The following is a 17,158-nucleotide window of genomic DNA, read 5'->3' as shown; positions in this document are numbered from 1 at the left end:
GTCGTCGCCGTCCAGGTTCGCGACCCCCGCGGTGACCGCGGGAGTCGACGTGTCGATCGCCAGTACTAACACGGTGATCCAGCCTACGACCCACCCCCACCGCGTTCGCGTTTAGCCCACCCGTCTCCCTCCACCACCCTCAACGGACACGCTTCGCGCGACTGCCGGTCTGCTAAACGCGCTCGCCCCGCTCCACGGCCCCGAGCGCCTTTCGCGGGCTAATCGCGCTCACCCTGGTCCAGAGCCGCGTGCGCCTTTAGCGGGCTAAACGCGCTCGCGCAGGTGGAGGGGCGATTCGGGGGCGGGGCTAGGAGGGAAGGGTGGTGAGGCGCGAGGTCCAGGTGCCGTGGGGTTCGAGGGTGACCACGCGCACGTCGTCGTCGAGGCGTTCGAGGCGGACGACGAGGTAGTCCTCCGAGAGACGATCCGCGGTGCCCTCTCCCCACTCGACGACGATCGCGGAGCGTTCGAGGTCGGCGTCCAGATCGAGGTCGTCGAGCTGCGTGAGGTCGCCGCCGAGGCGATACGCGTCGACGTGCACGAGCCCGACGCCGCTCTCCCCCGCCGGATGGACCCGCGCGAGCACGAACGTCGGCGAGCTCACCCGCCCGGACACGCCGAGTCCGTCGGCGATCCCCCTGGTCAGCGTGGTCTTACCGGCGCCGAGCGGCCCGGCGAGCAGCACGAGGTCGCCCGCGCGCAGCGTCCGTCCCAATGATCGACCGAAGTCGATCGTGTCGTCGGCGGTCAGGAATTCGAAGGTCATCGCCGCAGCCACCGCCAGGTCCGTCCGGGAGTACTCACGCCGTCAACGCCGGAGCAGCGCTGCAGCAGGTCGATCAAATGACTGTTCACGAGCTCGGGCTGCTCAAGCTGCACCATGTGCCCCGCGCCCCGGACCCGCACGAGCTCGGCGTCGGGCAGCTCGGCCGCGATCCGCTCGGCGTGCGAGAACGGCGTGAACCGGTCCGAATCGCCGCCGACCACCAGCACATGTGCGTGTTTCAACCCGGCCAGCGCCGCATAGCGATTGTGGCTGCCGAGCGTGTCGACGAAGTTCACCAGGCCACGGACCGGCGTCACTTCCAGCATCTCGAGCATGAAGTCCACCAGCCGCGGGCTGACGTCACGGCTGCCGAACGCCAGGCGTCGAACCGCCTGCCGCGTCAGCTGCCCACCGGCCGCGCGCACGAACTCCACGAGCCCCGGCTGCCATCCGGCGAGCCCGCCGACACCGCGCGTCAGCGGGTTGTACTTCGACAGCAGCGAGCGCGGCAGCCCGCGGGCGCCGATCTCCCCCGCGGCCGTCGCGATCAGCGCGACCCCGCGGACCCGCTCGGCGAAGATCTCGGGAAAGGTCGCCGCGAATTCCATGATGACCATGCCGCCCATCGAGTGCCCCATGAGCACGAGCGGGCCCTCGGGCGCGACCGAACGGATCACCTCATCGAGGTCACGCGCCAGCTGCTCGATCGTGCTCGTCTCGTGGTTGGCCGGGCCGGAAAGCCCGTGCCCGCGATGGTCGTAGTAGACCTGCCGGACGCGCGGCAGCGTCAGCGCGGCGAGGTCACGACGCTGGAAATGCCAGCTGCGCCGCGAAAGCGCGAAGCCGTGCACCCCGACCACGGTCAGTTCGGGCTTGCGTCCGTCCGCGGGATCGATCTCTTCGACGGACAGCCGTGTGCCGTCGTCGGCCGAAACCGTCGACAGCCGATCTGCTTTCAGCCCGCCGAGTGCCTCGTCCACGAACGGGTCCTCACTCTGTCGGCGTTGCTGAGCGGCGATGGCCAAGGCCGCGGCGGCGGTGCCGGTCGCAATGGCACCCACTCCGCCGACGATGGCCCAAAGGCGGCGAGAAGGGGTCACGACTGCTCTCCCACGTACTGCCGGCGCACCCGCGGCCGGTACATCGACGTGACGATTTCGTAGTCGATGGTGCCCAAGGTGTCCGCCCACTCACGCGCTGTCGGCTCGCCTCTGGTTCCCGCGCCGAAAAGGATCACTTCGGAACCGATACCCGGTTCGTCGTCCCCGCAATCCACAATGAGTTGATCCATACACACGCGACCGACGACCGGACGCCGTTTCCCGCCGAGCCAGACGTCCATCCGCCCGGACAGACTGCGCGGAACGCCGTCGGCGTAACCGACCGGGACCAGCGCCAACGTCGTGTCGCGCGTCGCCGTCCACGAGTGTCCATAGGAGACGGACTCACCCGCGGGAAGTCGTTTGGTGAGCACAACCGACGAATGGAACTTCATGGCCGGGCGTAAGTCTTCTTGCTGGGGAACGGGATTGAGCCCGTACATCGCGATACCGGTGCGGACGAGGTCGAAATGCAGCTCCGGCCTGGTGAGCACGGCGGCCGAATTGGCTATGTGCCGCAAGGGATTCAGACCCGCTCCACAGGCTAACTCATACGCCGTCCGGAATCGCGCGGCTTGGGCGTCGATCGACGGATGTCCCGGCTCGTCGGCGCACGCGAGATGTGACCAGATGCCGACGACGTCGAACGCGGGGTCGTTCGCGGCCTTGACCAGCGCGGGCCATTCGTAGGCCGGGCAACCGTTCCGGGACAGCCCGGTGTCGATCTTGAGATGCACCCGCGCGGGTGAACCGGCGCGCTGAGCGGCGTCGGCGACCCGCGCGAGCTCACCCACGGAACTGACCGAAAGGTCGATCCCATGGGTGAGCGCGGGCAGAAAGTCCACGTCAGGCGTGTCGAGCCAGCTGAACAGCCGGGCGGTGATCCCCGCCCGGCGCAGGTCCAGCGCCTCACCCAGCGAACAGGCACCCAGCCAGGTCGCGCCGGCTTCGAGTGCGGCGCGAGCGACCGGCAACGCGCCGTGGCCGTAACCGTCAGCTTTGACCACGGCCATCGTCTCCGCGCCGGACACCGCGGCTCGCGCGGCCAGCAAAGAGACGTTGTGCCTGATCGAGGGCAGGTCGATGACGACCTCGGCGCGTACGGAGAGTGGAGTCATAACGCTGGGTAAGATAACAGGGTCAGTTTCCCATATGCCGGTTCAGGAAAGGCGCGCCCCGCTGGTGGCGGAGAACACGTGCAGCTCGTCGGGACGGATCCGCAGGTGCAGGGTGTCGCCCATGGCCGGGGTCTGGCGGGGGTTGACCCGCGCGACCACGTTGGACTTGCCGTCTTCGACGACCTGCTCGACGAGCGTGCAGTAGCAGTAGGCGTCTGAACCGAGCTCCTCGACGAGGTCGACCTTGACCGCGATCGAATCCGCGGACTCGGTCGTCGGCTCGAGCGACTCCGGGCGGAAGCCGAGCGTCACGGTGTCACCGTCGGCCGCGGCGAGGATTTCGCGCGACAGCGGGATGTGCACGCCGCCGAGCTGCGCGCCGCCTTCGGTCAGCTTGCCGGTCACCAGGTTCATGGCGGGCGAGCCGATGAAACCGGCGACGAAAGCGTTGGCGGGCTTCTCGTACAGCGAGCGCGGGGTGTCGCATTGCTGCAGGATGCCGTCGGAGAGCACCGCGACGCGGTCGCCCATCGTCATGGCCTCGACCTGATCGTGCGTGACGTACACCGTGGTGACGCCGAGCCGGCGCTGCAGCGCGGCGATCTGCGTACGGGTGGACACCCGGAGCTTCGCGTCCAAGTTGGACAGTGGCTCGTCCATGAGGAACACCTGCGGCTCACGCACGATCGCGCGGCCCATCGCGACACGCTGCCGCTGGCCACCGGAGAGCGCCTTGGGCTTGCGGTCGAGGTAGTCCTCGATGTCGAGCAGCTTCGCCGCGTCGAGCACCTTCTGCTTGATCTCGGAAGCCGGGCGGCCCGCGATCTTCAGCGCGAAGCCCATGTTCTGGCCCACGGTCATGTGCGGGTACAGCGCGTAGTTCTGGAACACCATCGCGATGTCGCGCGACCGCGGCGGGAGCTGCGTGACGTCACGCTCGCCGATCCACACGGCACCGTCGTCGATGTCCTCGAGGCCGGCGAGCATGCGCAGGCTGGTCGACTTGCCGCAGCCGGAAGGTCCGACGAGCACGAGGAATTCGCCGTCGGCGATCTCCAGGTCGAGCGCGTCGACCGCGGGACGATCTGCGCCCGGGTAGCGCCGGGACGCCTTGTCGTAAGTGATCGTGGCCATCGGATCAATCCTCTCAAGCTTTCGGTTTGTCGCTTTCAGACAGCTTTTTCAGACAGCGGGAATGCCGTGTTCGAGTTCGCGGGCGATGAGATGCCGCTGCTGGATCTGCCGGCCCTCGGCGAGTTCCGCCTCGCTCGGCTCGGTCAGTTCGAGCCGGGTTTTTCCTTGCCAGGTCGGGGGTTCCGAGCTGGAAGCCAATTGACTGGAAAGCAGGGCCCAGGCCGCCTGACGCGCGGCTCCGATCGCCACGTGCTCGGCGATCTCCGGGAGGTGGACCGGCACGCCGAAGACGGCCGGGGCGACCGCGCGCACGGCGGCGGACTGTGCGCCACCACCGATCAGGAGGACCCTGCGGACTTCGATGCCGTGACGTCGTACGGCGTCCAAACCGGCGGCGAGTCCGCAGAGCATGCCTTCGACGGCCGAGCGCGCCAGGTTCTCGGGCGTCATGTTCGAGCGCTTGAGCCCGAACAGGGAACCGGTGGCGGACGGGAGGTTCGGCGTGCGCTCACCGTCCAAATAGGGCAGCAGCGTCAGGCCGCCGGAGCCGGGTTCGGCGGCGAGCGCGAGCCGGTCGAACTCGGCCTGGTCGACACCGAGCATCGCGGCGGCCGACGTCAGCACGCGTGCCGCGTTGAGGGTGCAGGCCAGCGGCAGGAACCGGCCGGTGGCGTCGGCGAATCCGGCGACCGTGCCGGACGGGTCCGCGGCCGCTTTCTCGGCGACGCCGAAGACCGTTCCGCTGGTGCCGAGCGAAACCACGACGTCACCGACACCGAGTTCCAGCGCGAGCGCGGCGGCCATGTTGTCGCCTGTACCGGCGGAAACGAGCACGCCGTCAGCGGTGCGTCCGGCGGCTTCCGCCGGGCCGAGCAGCTTCGGCAGATCCGGGGTGCGGCCACCGAACGCGTGCGAGAGCAGGTCTAGGCGGTAGCGGTTTTCGGCCGGCGAGAAGTAGCCGGTGCCCGAAGCGTCGCCACGATCGGTGACGGGTTGCGCGTCCGCACCGAGGAGGCGCCAGGTCAGCCAATCGTGGGGCAGCATGACGCGGGCGACCTTGTCGGCGAGCTCGGGCTCGTTCTCCGCCATCCAGCGCAGCTTCGTGACGGTGAAGCTGGCGACCGGGACCGAGCCGACCGACTTCGCCCACTGGTCCGGGCCGCCGAGCTCTTCGCTCAGCTCCGCCGCGGCTTTCGCCGAGCGGGTGTCGTTCCACAGCAACGCGGGGCGCACGACGTCGCCGCGTTCGTCCAGGGTGACCATGCCGTGCTGCTGGCCGGCGACCCCGATCGCTTCGACGCCGTCGAGCAGGCCGTTGGTGGCCTCACCGAACGCGTCCCACCAGAAGGCGGGGTCGACCTCGGTGCTGTCCGGGTGCGCCGCGCGGCCGGTGCGCACGATCTCGCCGGTTTCGGCGTCGCACACCACGACCTTGGTCGACTGGGTCGATGAGTCGATCCCCGCGACGAGGCTCCCGTGCTCAGCTTTCGTACTCATGGGCGAGGGCCTTACCTTCCTGAACCGAGTGGTCGACGGTGACTAGCTCGACAGCTGTGCCGAAGTTGGCGGCGGCTTCGATTTCCGGCGTGGGGGCGGCGTCGTCGGTGATCATCAGGTCGTAGTCGCCGACGTTGCCGTGCGGGTAGGTCGCGGTCTTGCCGAACTTCGAGTTGTCGACGACCAGGACGTTTCGGTTCGATGCCCGCAGCGCGGCCATCTTCAGTTCGGCGTAGTCCTGGACCGGGTGGTAGAGGCGACCGGCGGCGACCGCGGTGACGGAGATGAAACCGATGTCGGCGCGGATGCGGTCCAGCGCGGCGAGGACGTGCGGGCCCATACAGGAGTCGAACTCGTTGCTGTAGCGGCCGCCGAGCAGCACGACCTCGACGCCATCGGCCGGGCCGAGCATCTGCGCGATGCGCAGCGAGTTGGTGACCACGACGAGCTGGCTGACCTCGGCGAGGCGGTGGACCAGAGGGAACAGGGTCGTCGAGTCGTCGACGAAGACCGTCTGGCCAGGCTCGACGTGGGCGACGGCCGCGATGGCGAGCGCCTCTTTCTCCGGCTGGTTCAAGCCGTCACGGAAGCGGGCGGCCGTCTCGACGGTGAGGGCCGGGTACGCCTCGACCTTTCCGCGGAGCTTGACCAGGAGGCGCCGCTCGGCGAGGTCGTCGAGGTCGCGGTGGATGGTCATCAGGCTGACGCCGAAGCGCTCCGGGAGGTCGTCGATGCGGACCTCGCGCTGCTCGATGACGAACTCGAGCACGTCCTGGCGACGCTGCTCGACGGCCGCGTCCGACGGTCTGGTCTTAGCCATGAGCAGCCTTCATCCCCGAGCCGTTCACACTTTCGGGGAAACCCATGGGACGTTCTTACCAGAAAATCCCACCATTGTTAACACGCAACTCGATATCCCCTCCCTGTCCTCTCCACCGACCCCACGCGCCTTTCGCGGGCTAATCGCGCTCGCGGCGTCCCCCTGCCCACCCTCACCGCCCGCGCTTGCGTTTCGCGGGCTAAACGCGAACGCGCAGGTCAGGGGCGGGGAGCGGGGCGCTTGCGTTTCGCGGGCTAAACGTCAACGCGCAGGTCAGCGGGGTAGGGAGCGGATGGCGGCGGGGATGGCGTCGACGAGGCCAGAGGCCGACGTCGGGGCGCCGGACGCTGCGAGTTCGGCGGCGATGGAGTGGAGGTAGGTGGCGCAGCCCGCCGCGAGCCACGGGTCGAGCCCGGCGGCGAGGAGGGAGCCGACCAGGCCGGAGAGGACGTCGCCGGAGCCCGCGGTGGCGGGCCAGGAGCCGCGCGGCATGTTGACCAGGGTGCGGCCGTCAGGAGCGGCGACGACGGTGCAGTGCCCCTTGAGCAGGACGACGGCGTTGTAGCGACGGGCGGCAGCGCGAGCGGCTTCGACGCGATCGGCGCCGGGCGCCTCGCCCATGAGCCGCTTGAACTCGCCCGCGTGCGGCGTCAGCACCAGCGGGGTGTCCGGGTCTCGCGCGTCCAGCAACTCGGGCGAGTGCGCGATGAGCGTCGTGGCGTCGGCGTCCGCGCAGACGGGCACTCCGGCTTCGAGCACGAACCGCAGCACTTCACGGCCTTCGTGACCGGTGCCGATACCGGGCCCGACGACCCACGCCTGCACGCGTCCCGCATCCGTCACCGACCCGTTCGCGACGACTTCGGGCCAGCGACTGCGGACGAGGTCGGCGGCATGACCCGCGTAGCGCACCAAGCCGGCGGTCGCGTGGACGGCGGAACCGGTCGCCAACACCGCGGCGCCGGGATACGTCGCCGATCCGGCCGCGATACCGACCACGCCCTGGCTGTACTTGTCGTCGTCCGGACCGGGGAACGGCCAGGCTTCGGCGACGTCCACCGCGTCCAGCCGCACGAAGTCCGGCTCGTCGAGCTCGGGCCCGAGACCGATGTCGACCAGCTCGACCTCGCCGCAGTGCGCGGGAGCGAGCGCGTGAACCGGTTTGCGCGCACCGAACGTCACCGTGCGGGTGGCACGGATCGCCGGGCCGTCGACCGCGCCGGTGTCGGGGTCGACACCGCTGGGCAGGTCGACGGCGATGACCGGAGCGTTGATATACGTCAGCAAACCGGCGGCATCCGGGCGCAACGGCCCCTTCGCGGAGATCCCGACGATTCCGTCGATCACCAGATCAGCGCCGGAAATCCACTGTGCACTGTCCTTAAAGGACACGATGCGACCGCCCGCTCGGCGCAGAGCGGCCAAACCCTCGGCATGGGCGCGCTCAGGCTTGAGCAGAACAGCGGAAACAGCGACACCGCGCTTGCGCAGAAAAGCGCCGGCCCACAGCGCATCGCCACCGTTGTTACCGGCGCCGACCAGCAAAGCGACCCGACTGCCGAAAACGGAACCGGTCTCCTCAACGAGCATCGCCGCGGCGCTCACCGAAAGCCCGAAGGCCGCTTTGCGCATGAGCGCACCGTCCGGTGTCACCGCCAGCAATCTGTCCTCCGCCGCGCGAATTCGATCCGTGGTCCAGATCCCTTGCACGCGACGACCTCCGGTTACTCGACGGTGACGGACTTCGCCAGATTACGCGGCTTGTCGACGTCGTAGCCACGCGCGCGAGCGATCTCGGCGGCCAGCACCTGCAGCGGCACGGTCGCGACCAGCGGCTGCAGCAACGTCGGCACCGCGGGGATCTCGATCAGTTCGTCGGCGTACGGACGCACGACTTCGTCGCCCTCTTCGGCGATCACGATCGTGCGCGCACCGCGGGCCTGGACCTGCTGAATGCTGGACACGAGCTTCGAGTGCAGCACCGCGCGGGTCTTCGGCGAAGGCATGATGACGACGACCGGCAGTCCTTCTTCGATCAGCGCGATCGGGCCGTGCTTGAGCTCACCGGCCGCGAAACCCTCGGCGTGCATGTACGCGAGTTCCTTGAGTTTCAGCGCGCCTTCGAGCGCGACCGGGAAGCCGACGTGCCGGCCAAGGAAGAGCACGGCTTTGGAGTCGCCGATCCGCCGGGCGATGTCCTTCACCTGATCCACTGTGGACAGTACTTTTTGGACCGCGGCGGGCATCGCCTCGAGCGCGGCGAACTCGCGGGCGACCTCGTCCGGGTACTTCGTGCCGCGAGCCTGCGCCAGCGCCAAGCCGACCAGGTAGTTCGCCGCGATCTGCGCGAGGAACGCCTTCGTCGACGCGACACCGATCTCCGGCCCGGCGTGCGTGTACAGCACGGCGTCGGACTCACGCGGGATCTGCGCGCCGTTGGTGTTGCAGACGGCGAGCACACGCGCTTTCTGTTCCCGGGCATGGCGGACGGCTTCGAGCGTGTCCGCCGTCTCGCCGGACTGCGAAACGGCGACGACGAGCGTCGCACGGTCCAGAACCGGGTCTCGGTAGCGGAACTCACTGGCCAGCTCGACCTCGACCGGCAGCCGCGTCCAGTGCTCGATCGCGTACTTCGCCACCAGCCCCGAGTGGTACGCGGAACCGCAGGCGACGACGAACACCTTGTCGACGTCACGCAGGTCCTGGTCGGAGATGCGCTGCTCGTCGAGGATGATCCGGCTGCCGTCGAAGTGCCCGCGCAGCGTGTTCGCCAGTGCCTCGGGCTGCTCCTCGATCTCCTTGAGCATGAAGTACTCGTGGCCGCCCTTTTCGGCGGCGGAGAGGTCCCAGTCGACCGTGAACGGCTTGGCTTGCGCGGGCTCGCCGTGGAAGTCCGTGACGTCGTAGCCGTCGCGGCTGATCACGACGACCTGGTCCTGTCCCAGCTCGACGGCCTCGCGGGTGTGCTCGATGAAGGCCGAAACGTCCGAGGCGACGAACGTCTCGCCGTCACCGACGCCGACGACCAGCGGCGAGGAACGACGGGCCGCGATGATCGAGTCCGGCTGGTCGGCGTGCGTCACTACGAGCGTGAACGCACCTTCGAGGCGTCGGCACACCGCGCGGACGCTGGCCTCGAAGTCGCCCTTGGTGTCACCGGTGTCGTACGCGCGCGCGATGAGATGCGCGGCGGTCTCGGTGTCGGTGTCGCTGGTGAGTTCGATGCCGTCGGCTTCGAGTTCGATCCGGAGCGCGGCGAAGTTCTCGATGATGCCGTTGTGGACGACGGCGACCTTCTTCGAGCCGTCCTGATGCGGGTGCGAGTTGCGGTCGACCGGGGCGCCGTGCGTCGCCCAGCGCGTATGCCCCATGCCCGCGGAGCCCGCGAACGCGTCCCTGCCGACGGCGTCGAGCTGGTCCTCGAGGTTCTGCAGCCGGCCCGCTTTGCGCTCGACGGTCAGGCCGCCGGAGCCGTCCAGCACGGCGATACCCGAGGAGTCGTAGCCGCGGTACTCCATCCGGCGCAGTCCGCCGAGAACGACGTCGAGAGCTGCCCGGTGGCCGACATATCCCACGATTCCACACACGCGAGACAGCCTAACGAGGCAGATCCACCCCCTCTGCCCGGCACTCGCCTCACCCGCCCCCACCTGCGTTTAGCGGGCTAATCGTCCTCGCGGGGGTGGAGGGGGCCGGATTGCTTAGCATCCCTAACGAGCGCGATTAGCCCGCGAAAGGCGCGCGCCCGGGGCGGTCGGCAGGCTGTGGGGCTGGTGGGGCAGTAAGGTCACCGCCATGGCCAGCAAGCCCAAGGAATTGCTCGCGGAGCTCTCTCATCCAGGTCCGCACGAGGTGCTGCGCGGCAATCTCTCCCTCGTCGGGCTTCCCGGTGTGGTGTTCACGCCCCAGTCCGGCCTGAGCCTGCCCGCGATCGCCTTCGGCCACGGCTGGCTCCAGCCGCCGGGACGCTACCGCCAACTGCTCCACCACCTCGCCAGCTGGGGCATCGTCGCGGCCGCGCCCGCCACACAGCTCGGCCCGCTGCCGTCGCACCGCCTCTTCGCGGTCGACCTGCTCAACACCCTCGACATCGTCACGGGCGTCCGGCTCGGCCCCAACGGCATCAGCGTCGACCCCGAACGCCTCGGCCTCGCCGGGCATTCGACGGGAGGCGGGAGCGCGGTGCTGGCCGCCGCCGCGGAGGACGCGCCGAAGCTCAAGGCCGTCGCCACGATCGCGCTCGCCCAGACGCTGCCGCCGGCGTCCGAAGCCGCGCGCAAGATCACCGTTCCCGGCCTGCACCTGGCCATCGAGGGTGACCTCGTCGCCCCGTCGGTCGGTCATGCCGAGGCCGTGGCGAAGAACTGGGGCGGCCCCGTGCAGCTCCGGACGCTGCCGAAGTCGACCCACCTGGGCGTCACCGAGGGCAAGCACTGGAGCCAAATGCTGCTGCACGGCAAGCCCCGCCGCAGCACGCAACGCCTGGTGCAGGCCCTGTTCACCGCGTACTTCCTGACTCACCTGACCGGCACGGACAAGTACCGTGCCCTGCTGGACGCCGATTTCAAGAAGGCCACCATCGACCCGCTCAACGCGGAACTCGCCACGACCCACTGATCAGAACGGCCCGGCTCACTTGAGGCGGACCGTTCTGATTACTCGACCATCCAAGAGTTGTTCGAGAAGTCGTCGTCGTCGAAGCCGGAGTCACTGCGCGCGTGACGTCCTCTGCGACGCGGCTGTTCGGCTTCCGCTGTGGCAGGAGCCGCCGGCACGGGCGGCGCCGAGGACGGCGGTTCCTGCCAGGTCTGGGCGGCGGGCACCTCTGGCCGTGGCGGAGTCGGCGCGGCGTTCTGGAACTGCTCGTAGCCCGTCGGCTTGGTGACCGGCTCGTCGTCGTCCGGCCCGAGCGCCATCACGGTGTTCTTCTCGGACAACGTCTTCTCCGTGGCCCAGCCACCGGCTTCCTTCTCCCGGCGGCCGAGCTCGCGGCGGTGCTCGACGTACCGCTCGGCCGCCTGCACCTGCTTCGTCATGTACTCGTCGGCCTTGGCCTTGATCTCGGCGCCCTGCCGCTCCTGCAGCGCTTGGCGGTCGCGCTGTTCGCGCACGAGACCGTCGAGCTCGGCCCGCATCCGCTCGACCTTGTCCGTGATGCTCATGATCCCACCTCAGTCACCGGTCGTACCGGATCGAACGGTCACCCTCGTCGTCCAGCGAACCACTGATCCGGCCGCCGGCGCCACTGGTCTCGAAAAGCGCGCCCTCGACCTTGTACTGGCTGGAGCCGCGCTGCTGGTCGCCGCCGCCTCCGCCGCCACCCGCGCCCATGCCACCCATCATGCCGCCGCCCATCGCCCCCATGCCGCCGGTGCTCGTTCCCGCGCCCGCGCCGACGGGCTGGGCGCCGTTCGGGTCCATGCCACCCGGCGCGGAGCCGAGGCCGTTGTCCGAAGAAGCGATCGAGCTGTCGCTGCCTGTCTGCGCGCCGGGCTGCAGGTCGGCGGTGTCACCGAGACCCGCCATCGCACTCGCCGAGTCACTGATCGGACCACCGGCGAAGACTTCGCCGCCCGACGACGCCGCGCTGGTCGTCTCGGGATTGGCGCCGGCACCACCACCTCCACCGGCCTCACTGCCACCGGACCCACTGCCACCGGCCGAGTCGCCACCGGCGGCACCGTCCAGCGAAGCGCCATCCGTACCCGCGGCGAAGTCGCCTTCCAAGTTCAGCCCGCCCGGCGTCGAGAACCCGGCCTCCGCGGGCATCGTGTGCACCCCTTCGAGGCTCTCGCCACCGGCGGGGCTTCCCACCGAGCCGTCGCCACCCGCCCCACCGGTGTCGCCGCCGATGGCGTCCTCGGGCCGCATGACCGCGGGGCGTCCCTCGACGGGCTTGATCTCCTCGGCCTTCAGGTCCGTCTTCGTCGGATCCGTCTTGTCTTCGTCCAGGGTGTACTTGGTCGGCTCACCCTTGCCGTCATCGACCGTGACGAGCGTTGGGCCGTTCGGTCCCTGCGGCTGTTCGGCGGTGATCTTGAGGTTGCCGTCCTGGATGTGGATCTTCCCGTCGGGACCGGGCCGGTAAACGCCGTCCTGACCGGGTTCACCCTCCTTGACCGTGCCCTCGGGCCCGAACTCGCCCGGCTTGCCGTCCTTCGGCGCGCCGTCCGCTGCCGCGGGGTCGCCCGCTGCCGCCGGGTCGTCGAAGTCGAGCTTGTAGTCCTTCGGGTTGCCCTTGCCGTCGTCGACGGAGACTTCCATCTGACCGTCTTTGTCGGGCTCGGTCATGGTGATCTTGTTGTCACCCTTTTCGACCGTGACCTTGTCCTGGTCGTCCCCGGCGTCCTTGATGGCTTCACCGGTCGTCGGGTCGATCGGGAACGGCTTGCCGGTCTCCGGATCGACCTCCAGCGGCTTGCCCGTGACCGGGTTCGTGCCCTCCGCGCCCGGCGTCGGCGCCTCGGGTGGCGTCGCGGACGGAGCCGTGCCTCCCCCGCCGGTACCGCCACCGGTGCCACCACCAGTACCGCCGCCGGTACCGCCACCAGTGCCACCGCCACCACCCGGCGGGTTGTTGGGGTTGTTCGGGGGCGGGGGCGGCGGAGGCGTCTGAGCGCCTTCGAACTCGTTCTCGATATCGGCCATGACCGTGTCGAGCGAGTCCCAGGCCTTGTCGACGAACTCCTTGGTGTTGTCGCAGTTCTTGACGAACCCCTCGTAGAGGATGTCCCAGAGATGCGGGTTGAAATGCATCTGGATCCACTGCTTCGAGAGCCGGATGCCCTCTTTCTTGATGTCGTCGTCATCGCAGCAGCCGTCGTCGTTCAACGCGTCGCGCAGGTTGGTGCCGAAGTTGGTGTCCATCCACCCGGCGACGCGCTCCATCTCGTCCTTGCCGGCGTGGGTGTCGTTGGCGATGTTGATGACCGTCTCGGCCATCGCCTTGTCCGCCTTGCCGACCAGGCTGGTGTAGGCCTTGTTGACCGCGTCGGCCTTGTTCTTGCACAGCTCGAAGACCGTGGTGACGGCGGTTTCGATCGCCGTGCTCGCGCCGGTCAGGTTCTCGTGGACGACCTTCGCCTTCGCGGAGATCTTCTCGTTGTAGTGCTTCGCCGCGGCATCCGCGGCGTCGCCCTGCCAGGTGCCGAACAGCGTGCTGACCTGGGTGTTGGAATCGGTCATCGTGCTGTCGACGCTGGTCGCGCCCGCGGTGAAGCGCTCGGCGTCCGCCATGAACTTCTGGAAGCTGATGCCGCGCTGCTCGTCGTACCGCTTCTTGATGTCGTTGTCGAAGTTCAGGGCCTTCGTGTTGCCCTTGCAGTCACCGGGCAGCTTGCCCAGGAGCGGGAGGAAGTCCTCGAACATCTTCAGCGAAGCCTCGGCGGCGTCGAAGATCTCGTCCGAGGTCTTCGTGCCGACACCGTTGGCGCCGGGCGGCTTCTTCTCGCCCAGCGCCTTCTTACCGGCGTTGACCTCTTTCTGGTGCTCACGCTCGTTGTAGCTGGCCTGGTCGCCGGCCTCGTCGGCGTCCTTGTACGCCTCGTCGGTCGTCTTCCCATAGTTCGGAAAAGCGTTGTAGGCCTCGAAATACTCCTTCGAGTCCTTCGGCAGCTTGTCGTAGTCGGGAAGGCCGCCGTACGGCCCGTAGGCACTGTTCTCCGCCATGTAGGCGCTCAGCAACGCCTGCTTCTTGTCCGGCGGGACGCTCGGGTCGTCACAGACCGCCTTGATCTCTTCCCACTTCTTCGCCATGACGGCTACCTCCCCGCGTTCGTCACGGCGTCGGACTGGGCACCTTCGTTGGCCGAGTAGGCCTGGCCACCGGTCTGGATGTTGGTCGCGAAGCCGGTCAGCGCCACCCCGTAGCCCTTCACCGACGCGGCCAGCATGTCGACACCCGCCTTATAGTCCGTCGCATGCGGACCGTGGATGGTGCCGAACTCCTTGGGCGTGATCTCCGTCTTACCGGTTTTCTCGGTCTCGTCGGTCAGATCTTCCGCAAGCTGGGTGATGTTCTTCGACGCGGTCGCCATGGCTTCCGTGTCGGCCTTCTGCCCGTTGCCCACCGTTGGAGTCCCCCTGTCCGGTCGTTCCTGTCCTACCTACGACGCACCCGGATGGCGTCCGGTGCCGTCGCATATGCACACAAAATGTACCCACCCGGGATGGCCGCCGCACGCAATTCGCCAGTTCCGGGCCTTAAGAAGTCTCAAGAACCCGAGCGGCCGGCGAACGTGTCGGCGACGACAGCCGCCGCGCCCAGCACATCGGTGAGCCGATGCCTCTCCTCCAGGTCGATCACGATGTCGAAGTGGATCTCGAGCGTCGCCAGCAGCTGGACCCGTTTCCTGGAGTCGATGCCGAGATCCTCCAGCGGCGTCGACTCGTCGAAGGTCCCCGCGTCGATGAGGAACGACTCGCTCACGAGCTGCTTGACGTCGTCGACGTACTTCGACGCCCCGGTCACCTCGTCCATTTCGACCCCGCGTCCTCTCCGGCCAGGAACGCCGTCCTGGCTGCGCTCCTGGCGACCTTGCCACTGGACGTCCGCGGCACCGTACCCGGCTCGACCAAGCGGAAGCCGCTCAGCGCGACGTCGTGCTCGGCCGCGACGGCGCGGCGGACGACCTGCGCTATTTCTTCGGAGCTGCCGGCGTACTTCACCCGTTCGGCGACCACGACCACGCCCACCTCGCCGTCCTCGCCGCCGACCTCGAACGCGGCCACCCGGCCCTGCCGGATCACGGGATGCGCCGCGGCCACCGTCGCCTCGATGTCCTGGGGATAGTGGTTCTTGCCGTCGATGATGATGAGGTCCTTGATCCGCCCGGTCAGGTAGAGCAGGCCTTCGTGGACGACACCGAGGTCGCCGGTGCGGAGCCAGCCGCCGGTGGGAATGTCGCCGGGGGCGTCGACGAGTTGCGCGTCGAACGTCTCCGCGGTGCGCTCCGGCTGTCGCCAGTAACCCGCGGCGAGATGCGGCCCGTGCACCCAGAGTTCGCCGACTTCACCGTCCGGCAGCACCGTCGAGGACGGCCGGTCGACGATTCGGACCAGCTGTCCGAACGGCTGCCCGATCGACACGAGCTCACGGCCCTCGGCGACCTCGACGGCGTGCCCGAGCGCGAGCTCGTCACGGTCGAACGCGGTGATCGTCGGGCCCTTTGCGCCGGAACTCGACACGTAAACAGTGGCCTCGGCCAAGCCGTACGACGGGTCGTGGGCCGAGGCGGGGAATCCGTAGGGGCCGAAAGCCGCGTTGAAGGCCGCGATCGTGGCCGGGCGCACCGGCTCGCTGCCGTTGAGCGCGACCCGCACCCCCGACAGATCCAGCTTCGCGCGCGCGGCCTCGGGAAGCTGCGCGGCGAGGTCGAAGGCGAAGTTGGGGGCGGCGGTGAAGACGTTGGGATAGTCGGAAAGCTGCTCCAGCCAGCGGATCGGCCGGCGGATGAACTCCAGCGGCGGCAGGAACACCGACCGCGCGCCCGTGTAGACCGGGACAGCCAGCAGCTGGATGAGCCCCATGTCGTGGAAGAACGGGATCCACCCGGCGCAGGTCACCGTCTCGTCGACCCGGTACGCCGTCGCGACCTGCCAGCAACTCGCCGTCAACGCCCGATGCGTGATCACCGCTCCAGCCGGGTCGCGGGTGGACCCCGAGGTGTACTGCAGGTACGCGACCCCGTCGAGCGCGTTTAGCGGGCTAAATGCGCTCGCGCAGGTCAGGGGCAGGTTATCGACGGCGATGAGCTCGGCGGGGGACGGGACGTCGGTGTCGGCCACGAAGGCGCGGACCTTCTCGACGAGCCGCTCGGAGGTGAGCCAGACGCGGGCGTCGCAGTCGGTGAGCGCGCCGACCAGGCGGGTCTGGTGTGTGCCGGGCGAGGGCGCGAAGAGCGGGACGGCGACGGCCCCGGCATGCAGCGCGCCGAGGAAGCCGACGACGTAGTCGAGGTTCTGCTCGGCGAGCACGGCCACCCGATCGCCCGGCCCGGCCAACAGCCGCAGACGCGCCGAAACCGCACAGACGCGGGCGAACAGCTCGCGACCGCTCAGCGTGTGCGGCACGGCGTCACGCCCGGAGGAACAGTCGAGATAAGTGAACGCGGGCCGATCGGACTCGGCGCGTAAGGCCAGGTAGTCGAGCAACGACCGCTGCTCGTCCCCCGGGCTCTCCAACTCAGGCATCACAACGACAGTAGACGCGGGCGGACGCTATCCGGTGCCCACCCGCGACGGTGATTCTCAGGCCTCAAGCCAGTCAGTGTTGGCGTAGTCGTCTTCCTCGTCCTGCTGCCCACGAGGCCGATGCCGCCCCGGCGACCGCGCGGGCTCCGGCGGCACGACCGGAGGCGGCGGGGGAACCTGGCGCTGAGCCACCGGGAGCGGCACGTCGAGCGGATCAGCGGTCTTGTATCCGGCGCGACGCTGGTTCTCTTCTTCGTCTTCTTCGAACCCGAAGTCGCCGTCGTCTTCGACCTTGTCCGCGAGCGAGGATTCGGTGGCCCAGCCGCCCGCGGCCCTGGCGCGCTGGTTCCGCTCGGCGAGACTGGCGACGACAAGGCTGGTCTCCTTGCGGAGTTTGTCCCCGTTCTCTTTGCTTTCTTCCATCGATCTCGCGACACGCCTGTCGATGAGCGACATCCGATCGGCGTTCTCACGCTCGACGTCGGCCAGTCCGCTTTTCAGGCGGGCCAAATCGTCTTCAGAGCTCAACTGC

Annotated in this window: 15 protein-coding genes and 1 pseudogene; 1 reads left to right on the top strand and 15 read right to left on the bottom strand. The window is 68.7% G+C overall.

Annotated elements, in window-relative coordinates; all coding sequences use genetic code 11:
* The 9 genes and pseudogenes from VGP60_RS20600 to glmS all read right to left on the bottom strand — a co-directional run.
* A pseudogene (locus VGP60_RS20600) lies at positions 1-72 on the bottom strand (tRNA (adenosine(37)-N6)-threonylcarbamoyltransferase complex dimerization subunit type 1 TsaB); the annotation flags it as partial.
* Between the two features lie 235 nt (positions 73-307).
* The gene (tsaE, locus tag VGP60_RS20595) at positions 308-766 is read right to left on the bottom strand and encodes a tRNA (adenosine(37)-N6)-threonylcarbamoyltransferase complex ATPase subunit type 1 TsaE (protein WP_327549668.1); all 459 of its coding nucleotides are present in this window, start codon (positions 764-766) and stop codon (positions 308-310) included.
* The gene (locus VGP60_RS20590) at positions 763-1,866 is read right to left on the bottom strand and encodes an alpha/beta hydrolase (protein WP_327549667.1); all 1,104 of its coding nucleotides are present in this window, start codon (positions 1,864-1,866) and stop codon (positions 763-765) included. The genes tsaE and VGP60_RS20590 overlap by 4 nt, the downstream gene beginning before the upstream one ends.
* Entirely contained in the window at positions 1,863-2,984 is a 1,122-nt protein-coding gene (gene alr, locus VGP60_RS20585) for an alanine racemase (RefSeq protein ID WP_327549666.1), read from the bottom strand. The genes VGP60_RS20590 and alr overlap by 4 nt, the downstream gene beginning before the upstream one ends.
* Positions 2,985-3,026: 42 nt before the next feature.
* Complete coding sequence (locus VGP60_RS20580; RefSeq protein WP_327549665.1) at positions 3,027-4,118, bottom strand: sn-glycerol-3-phosphate ABC transporter ATP-binding protein UgpC; 1,092 nt, start codon at positions 4,116-4,118, stop codon at positions 3,027-3,029.
* 48 nt (positions 4,119-4,166) lie between these two features.
* The gene (xylB, locus tag VGP60_RS20575) at positions 4,167-5,615 is read right to left on the bottom strand and encodes a xylulokinase (protein WP_327549664.1); all 1,449 of its coding nucleotides are present in this window, start codon (positions 5,613-5,615) and stop codon (positions 4,167-4,169) included.
* Positions 5,599-6,435: a DeoR/GlpR family DNA-binding transcription regulator gene (locus VGP60_RS20570; RefSeq protein ID WP_327549663.1), complete on the bottom strand. Its 837-nt coding sequence runs from the start codon at positions 6,433-6,435 to the stop codon at positions 5,599-5,601. The genes xylB and VGP60_RS20570 overlap by 17 nt, the downstream gene beginning before the upstream one ends.
* A 273-nt stretch (positions 6,436-6,708) precedes the next feature.
* A complete protein-coding gene (locus VGP60_RS20565; protein ID WP_327549662.1) occupies positions 6,709-8,145 on the bottom strand; it encodes an NAD(P)H-hydrate dehydratase in 1,437 nt (478 codons plus the stop codon).
* 14 nt (positions 8,146-8,159) lie between these two features.
* Positions 8,160-10,022, bottom strand: coding sequence for a glutamine--fructose-6-phosphate transaminase (isomerizing) (gene glmS / locus VGP60_RS20560; protein ID WP_327549661.1), 1,863 nt, complete (start codon positions 10,020-10,022; stop codon positions 8,160-8,162).
* Positions 10,023-10,230: 208 nt separating this feature from the next.
* Between glmS and VGP60_RS20555 the strand changes: the two genes are divergently transcribed.
* On the top strand, positions 10,231-11,052 hold the full coding sequence (locus VGP60_RS20555) for a dienelactone hydrolase family protein (protein WP_327549660.1): 822 nt from the start codon (positions 10,231-10,233) through the stop codon (positions 11,050-11,052).
* Positions 11,053-11,090: 38 nt separating this feature from the next.
* Here the strand turns inward: VGP60_RS20555 and VGP60_RS20550 are convergent, their stop codons facing one another.
* The 6 genes from VGP60_RS20550 to VGP60_RS20525 all read right to left on the bottom strand — a co-directional run bounded on the left by VGP60_RS20550 (position 11,091) and on the right by VGP60_RS20525 (position 17,154).
* Entirely contained in the window at positions 11,091-11,597 is a 507-nt protein-coding gene (locus VGP60_RS20550) for a hypothetical protein (RefSeq protein WP_327549659.1), read from the bottom strand.
* Positions 11,598-11,610: 13 nt separating this feature from the next.
* Positions 11,611-14,190, bottom strand: coding sequence for a WXG100 family type VII secretion target (locus VGP60_RS20545; protein ID WP_327549658.1), 2,580 nt, complete (start codon positions 14,188-14,190; stop codon positions 11,611-11,613).
* Positions 14,191-14,195: 5 nt separating this feature from the next.
* Positions 14,196-14,504 carry a hypothetical protein gene (locus VGP60_RS20540; RefSeq protein ID WP_327549657.1) on the bottom strand — a complete coding sequence of 103 codons (309 nt, stop codon included), beginning with the start codon at positions 14,502-14,504 and terminating at the stop codon, positions 14,196-14,198.
* Between the two features lie 143 nt (positions 14,505-14,647).
* Positions 14,648-14,914: an acyl carrier protein gene (locus VGP60_RS20535; protein WP_327549656.1), complete on the bottom strand. Its 267-nt coding sequence runs from the start codon at positions 14,912-14,914 to the stop codon at positions 14,648-14,650.
* Entirely contained in the window at positions 14,902-16,626 is a 1,725-nt protein-coding gene (locus VGP60_RS20530; protein WP_327549655.1) for a fatty acyl-AMP ligase, read from the bottom strand. The genes VGP60_RS20535 and VGP60_RS20530 overlap by 13 nt, the downstream gene beginning before the upstream one ends.
* Positions 16,627-16,683: 57 nt before the next feature.
* Entirely contained in the window at positions 16,684-17,154 is a 471-nt protein-coding gene (locus VGP60_RS20525) for a hypothetical protein (protein ID WP_327549654.1), read from the bottom strand.
* Between the last annotated feature and the right edge of the window lie 4 nt (positions 17,155-17,158).

It is taken from the genome of Amycolatopsis sp., from assembly GCF_036008905.1.
In the GTDB taxonomy this organism is placed as follows: Bacteria; Actinomycetota; Actinomycetes; order Mycobacteriales; family Pseudonocardiaceae; genus Amycolatopsis.
The sequence above is the reverse complement of the archived record's forward strand: the minus strand, read 5'-3'. Positions and strand labels throughout refer to the sequence as shown.

Coding starts and splice junctions, on each gene's coding strand:
- xylB (WP_327549664.1), bottom strand. CDS start 5,615: ATGAGTACGAAAGCTGAGCACGGGAGCCTCGTCGCGGGGATCGACTCA.
- alr (WP_327549666.1), bottom strand. CDS start 2,984: ATGACTCCACTCTCCGTACGCGCCGAGGTCGTCATCGACCTGCCCTCG.
- tsaE (WP_327549668.1), bottom strand. CDS start 766: ATGACCTTCGAATTCCTGACCGCCGACGACACGATCGACTTCGGTCGA.
- VGP60_RS20550 (WP_327549659.1), bottom strand. CDS start 11,597: ATGAGCATCACGGACAAGGTCGAGCGGATGCGGGCCGAGCTCGACGGT.
- VGP60_RS20555 (WP_327549660.1), top strand. CDS start 10,231: ATGGCCAGCAAGCCCAAGGAATTGCTCGCGGAGCTCTCTCATCCAGGT.
- VGP60_RS20545 (WP_327549658.1), bottom strand. CDS start 14,190: ATGGCGAAGAAGTGGGAAGAGATCAAGGCGGTCTGTGACGACCCGAGC.
- VGP60_RS20570 (WP_327549663.1), bottom strand. CDS start 6,435: ATGGCTAAGACCAGACCGTCGGACGCGGCCGTCGAGCAGCGTCGCCAG.
- VGP60_RS20580 (WP_327549665.1), bottom strand. CDS start 4,118: ATGGCCACGATCACTTACGACAAGGCGTCCCGGCGCTACCCGGGCGCA.
- VGP60_RS20535 (WP_327549656.1), bottom strand. CDS start 14,914: ATGGACGAGGTGACCGGGGCGTCGAAGTACGTCGACGACGTCAAGCAG.
- VGP60_RS20530 (WP_327549655.1), bottom strand. CDS start 16,626: ATGCCTGAGTTGGAGAGCCCGGGGGACGAGCAGCGGTCGTTGCTCGAC.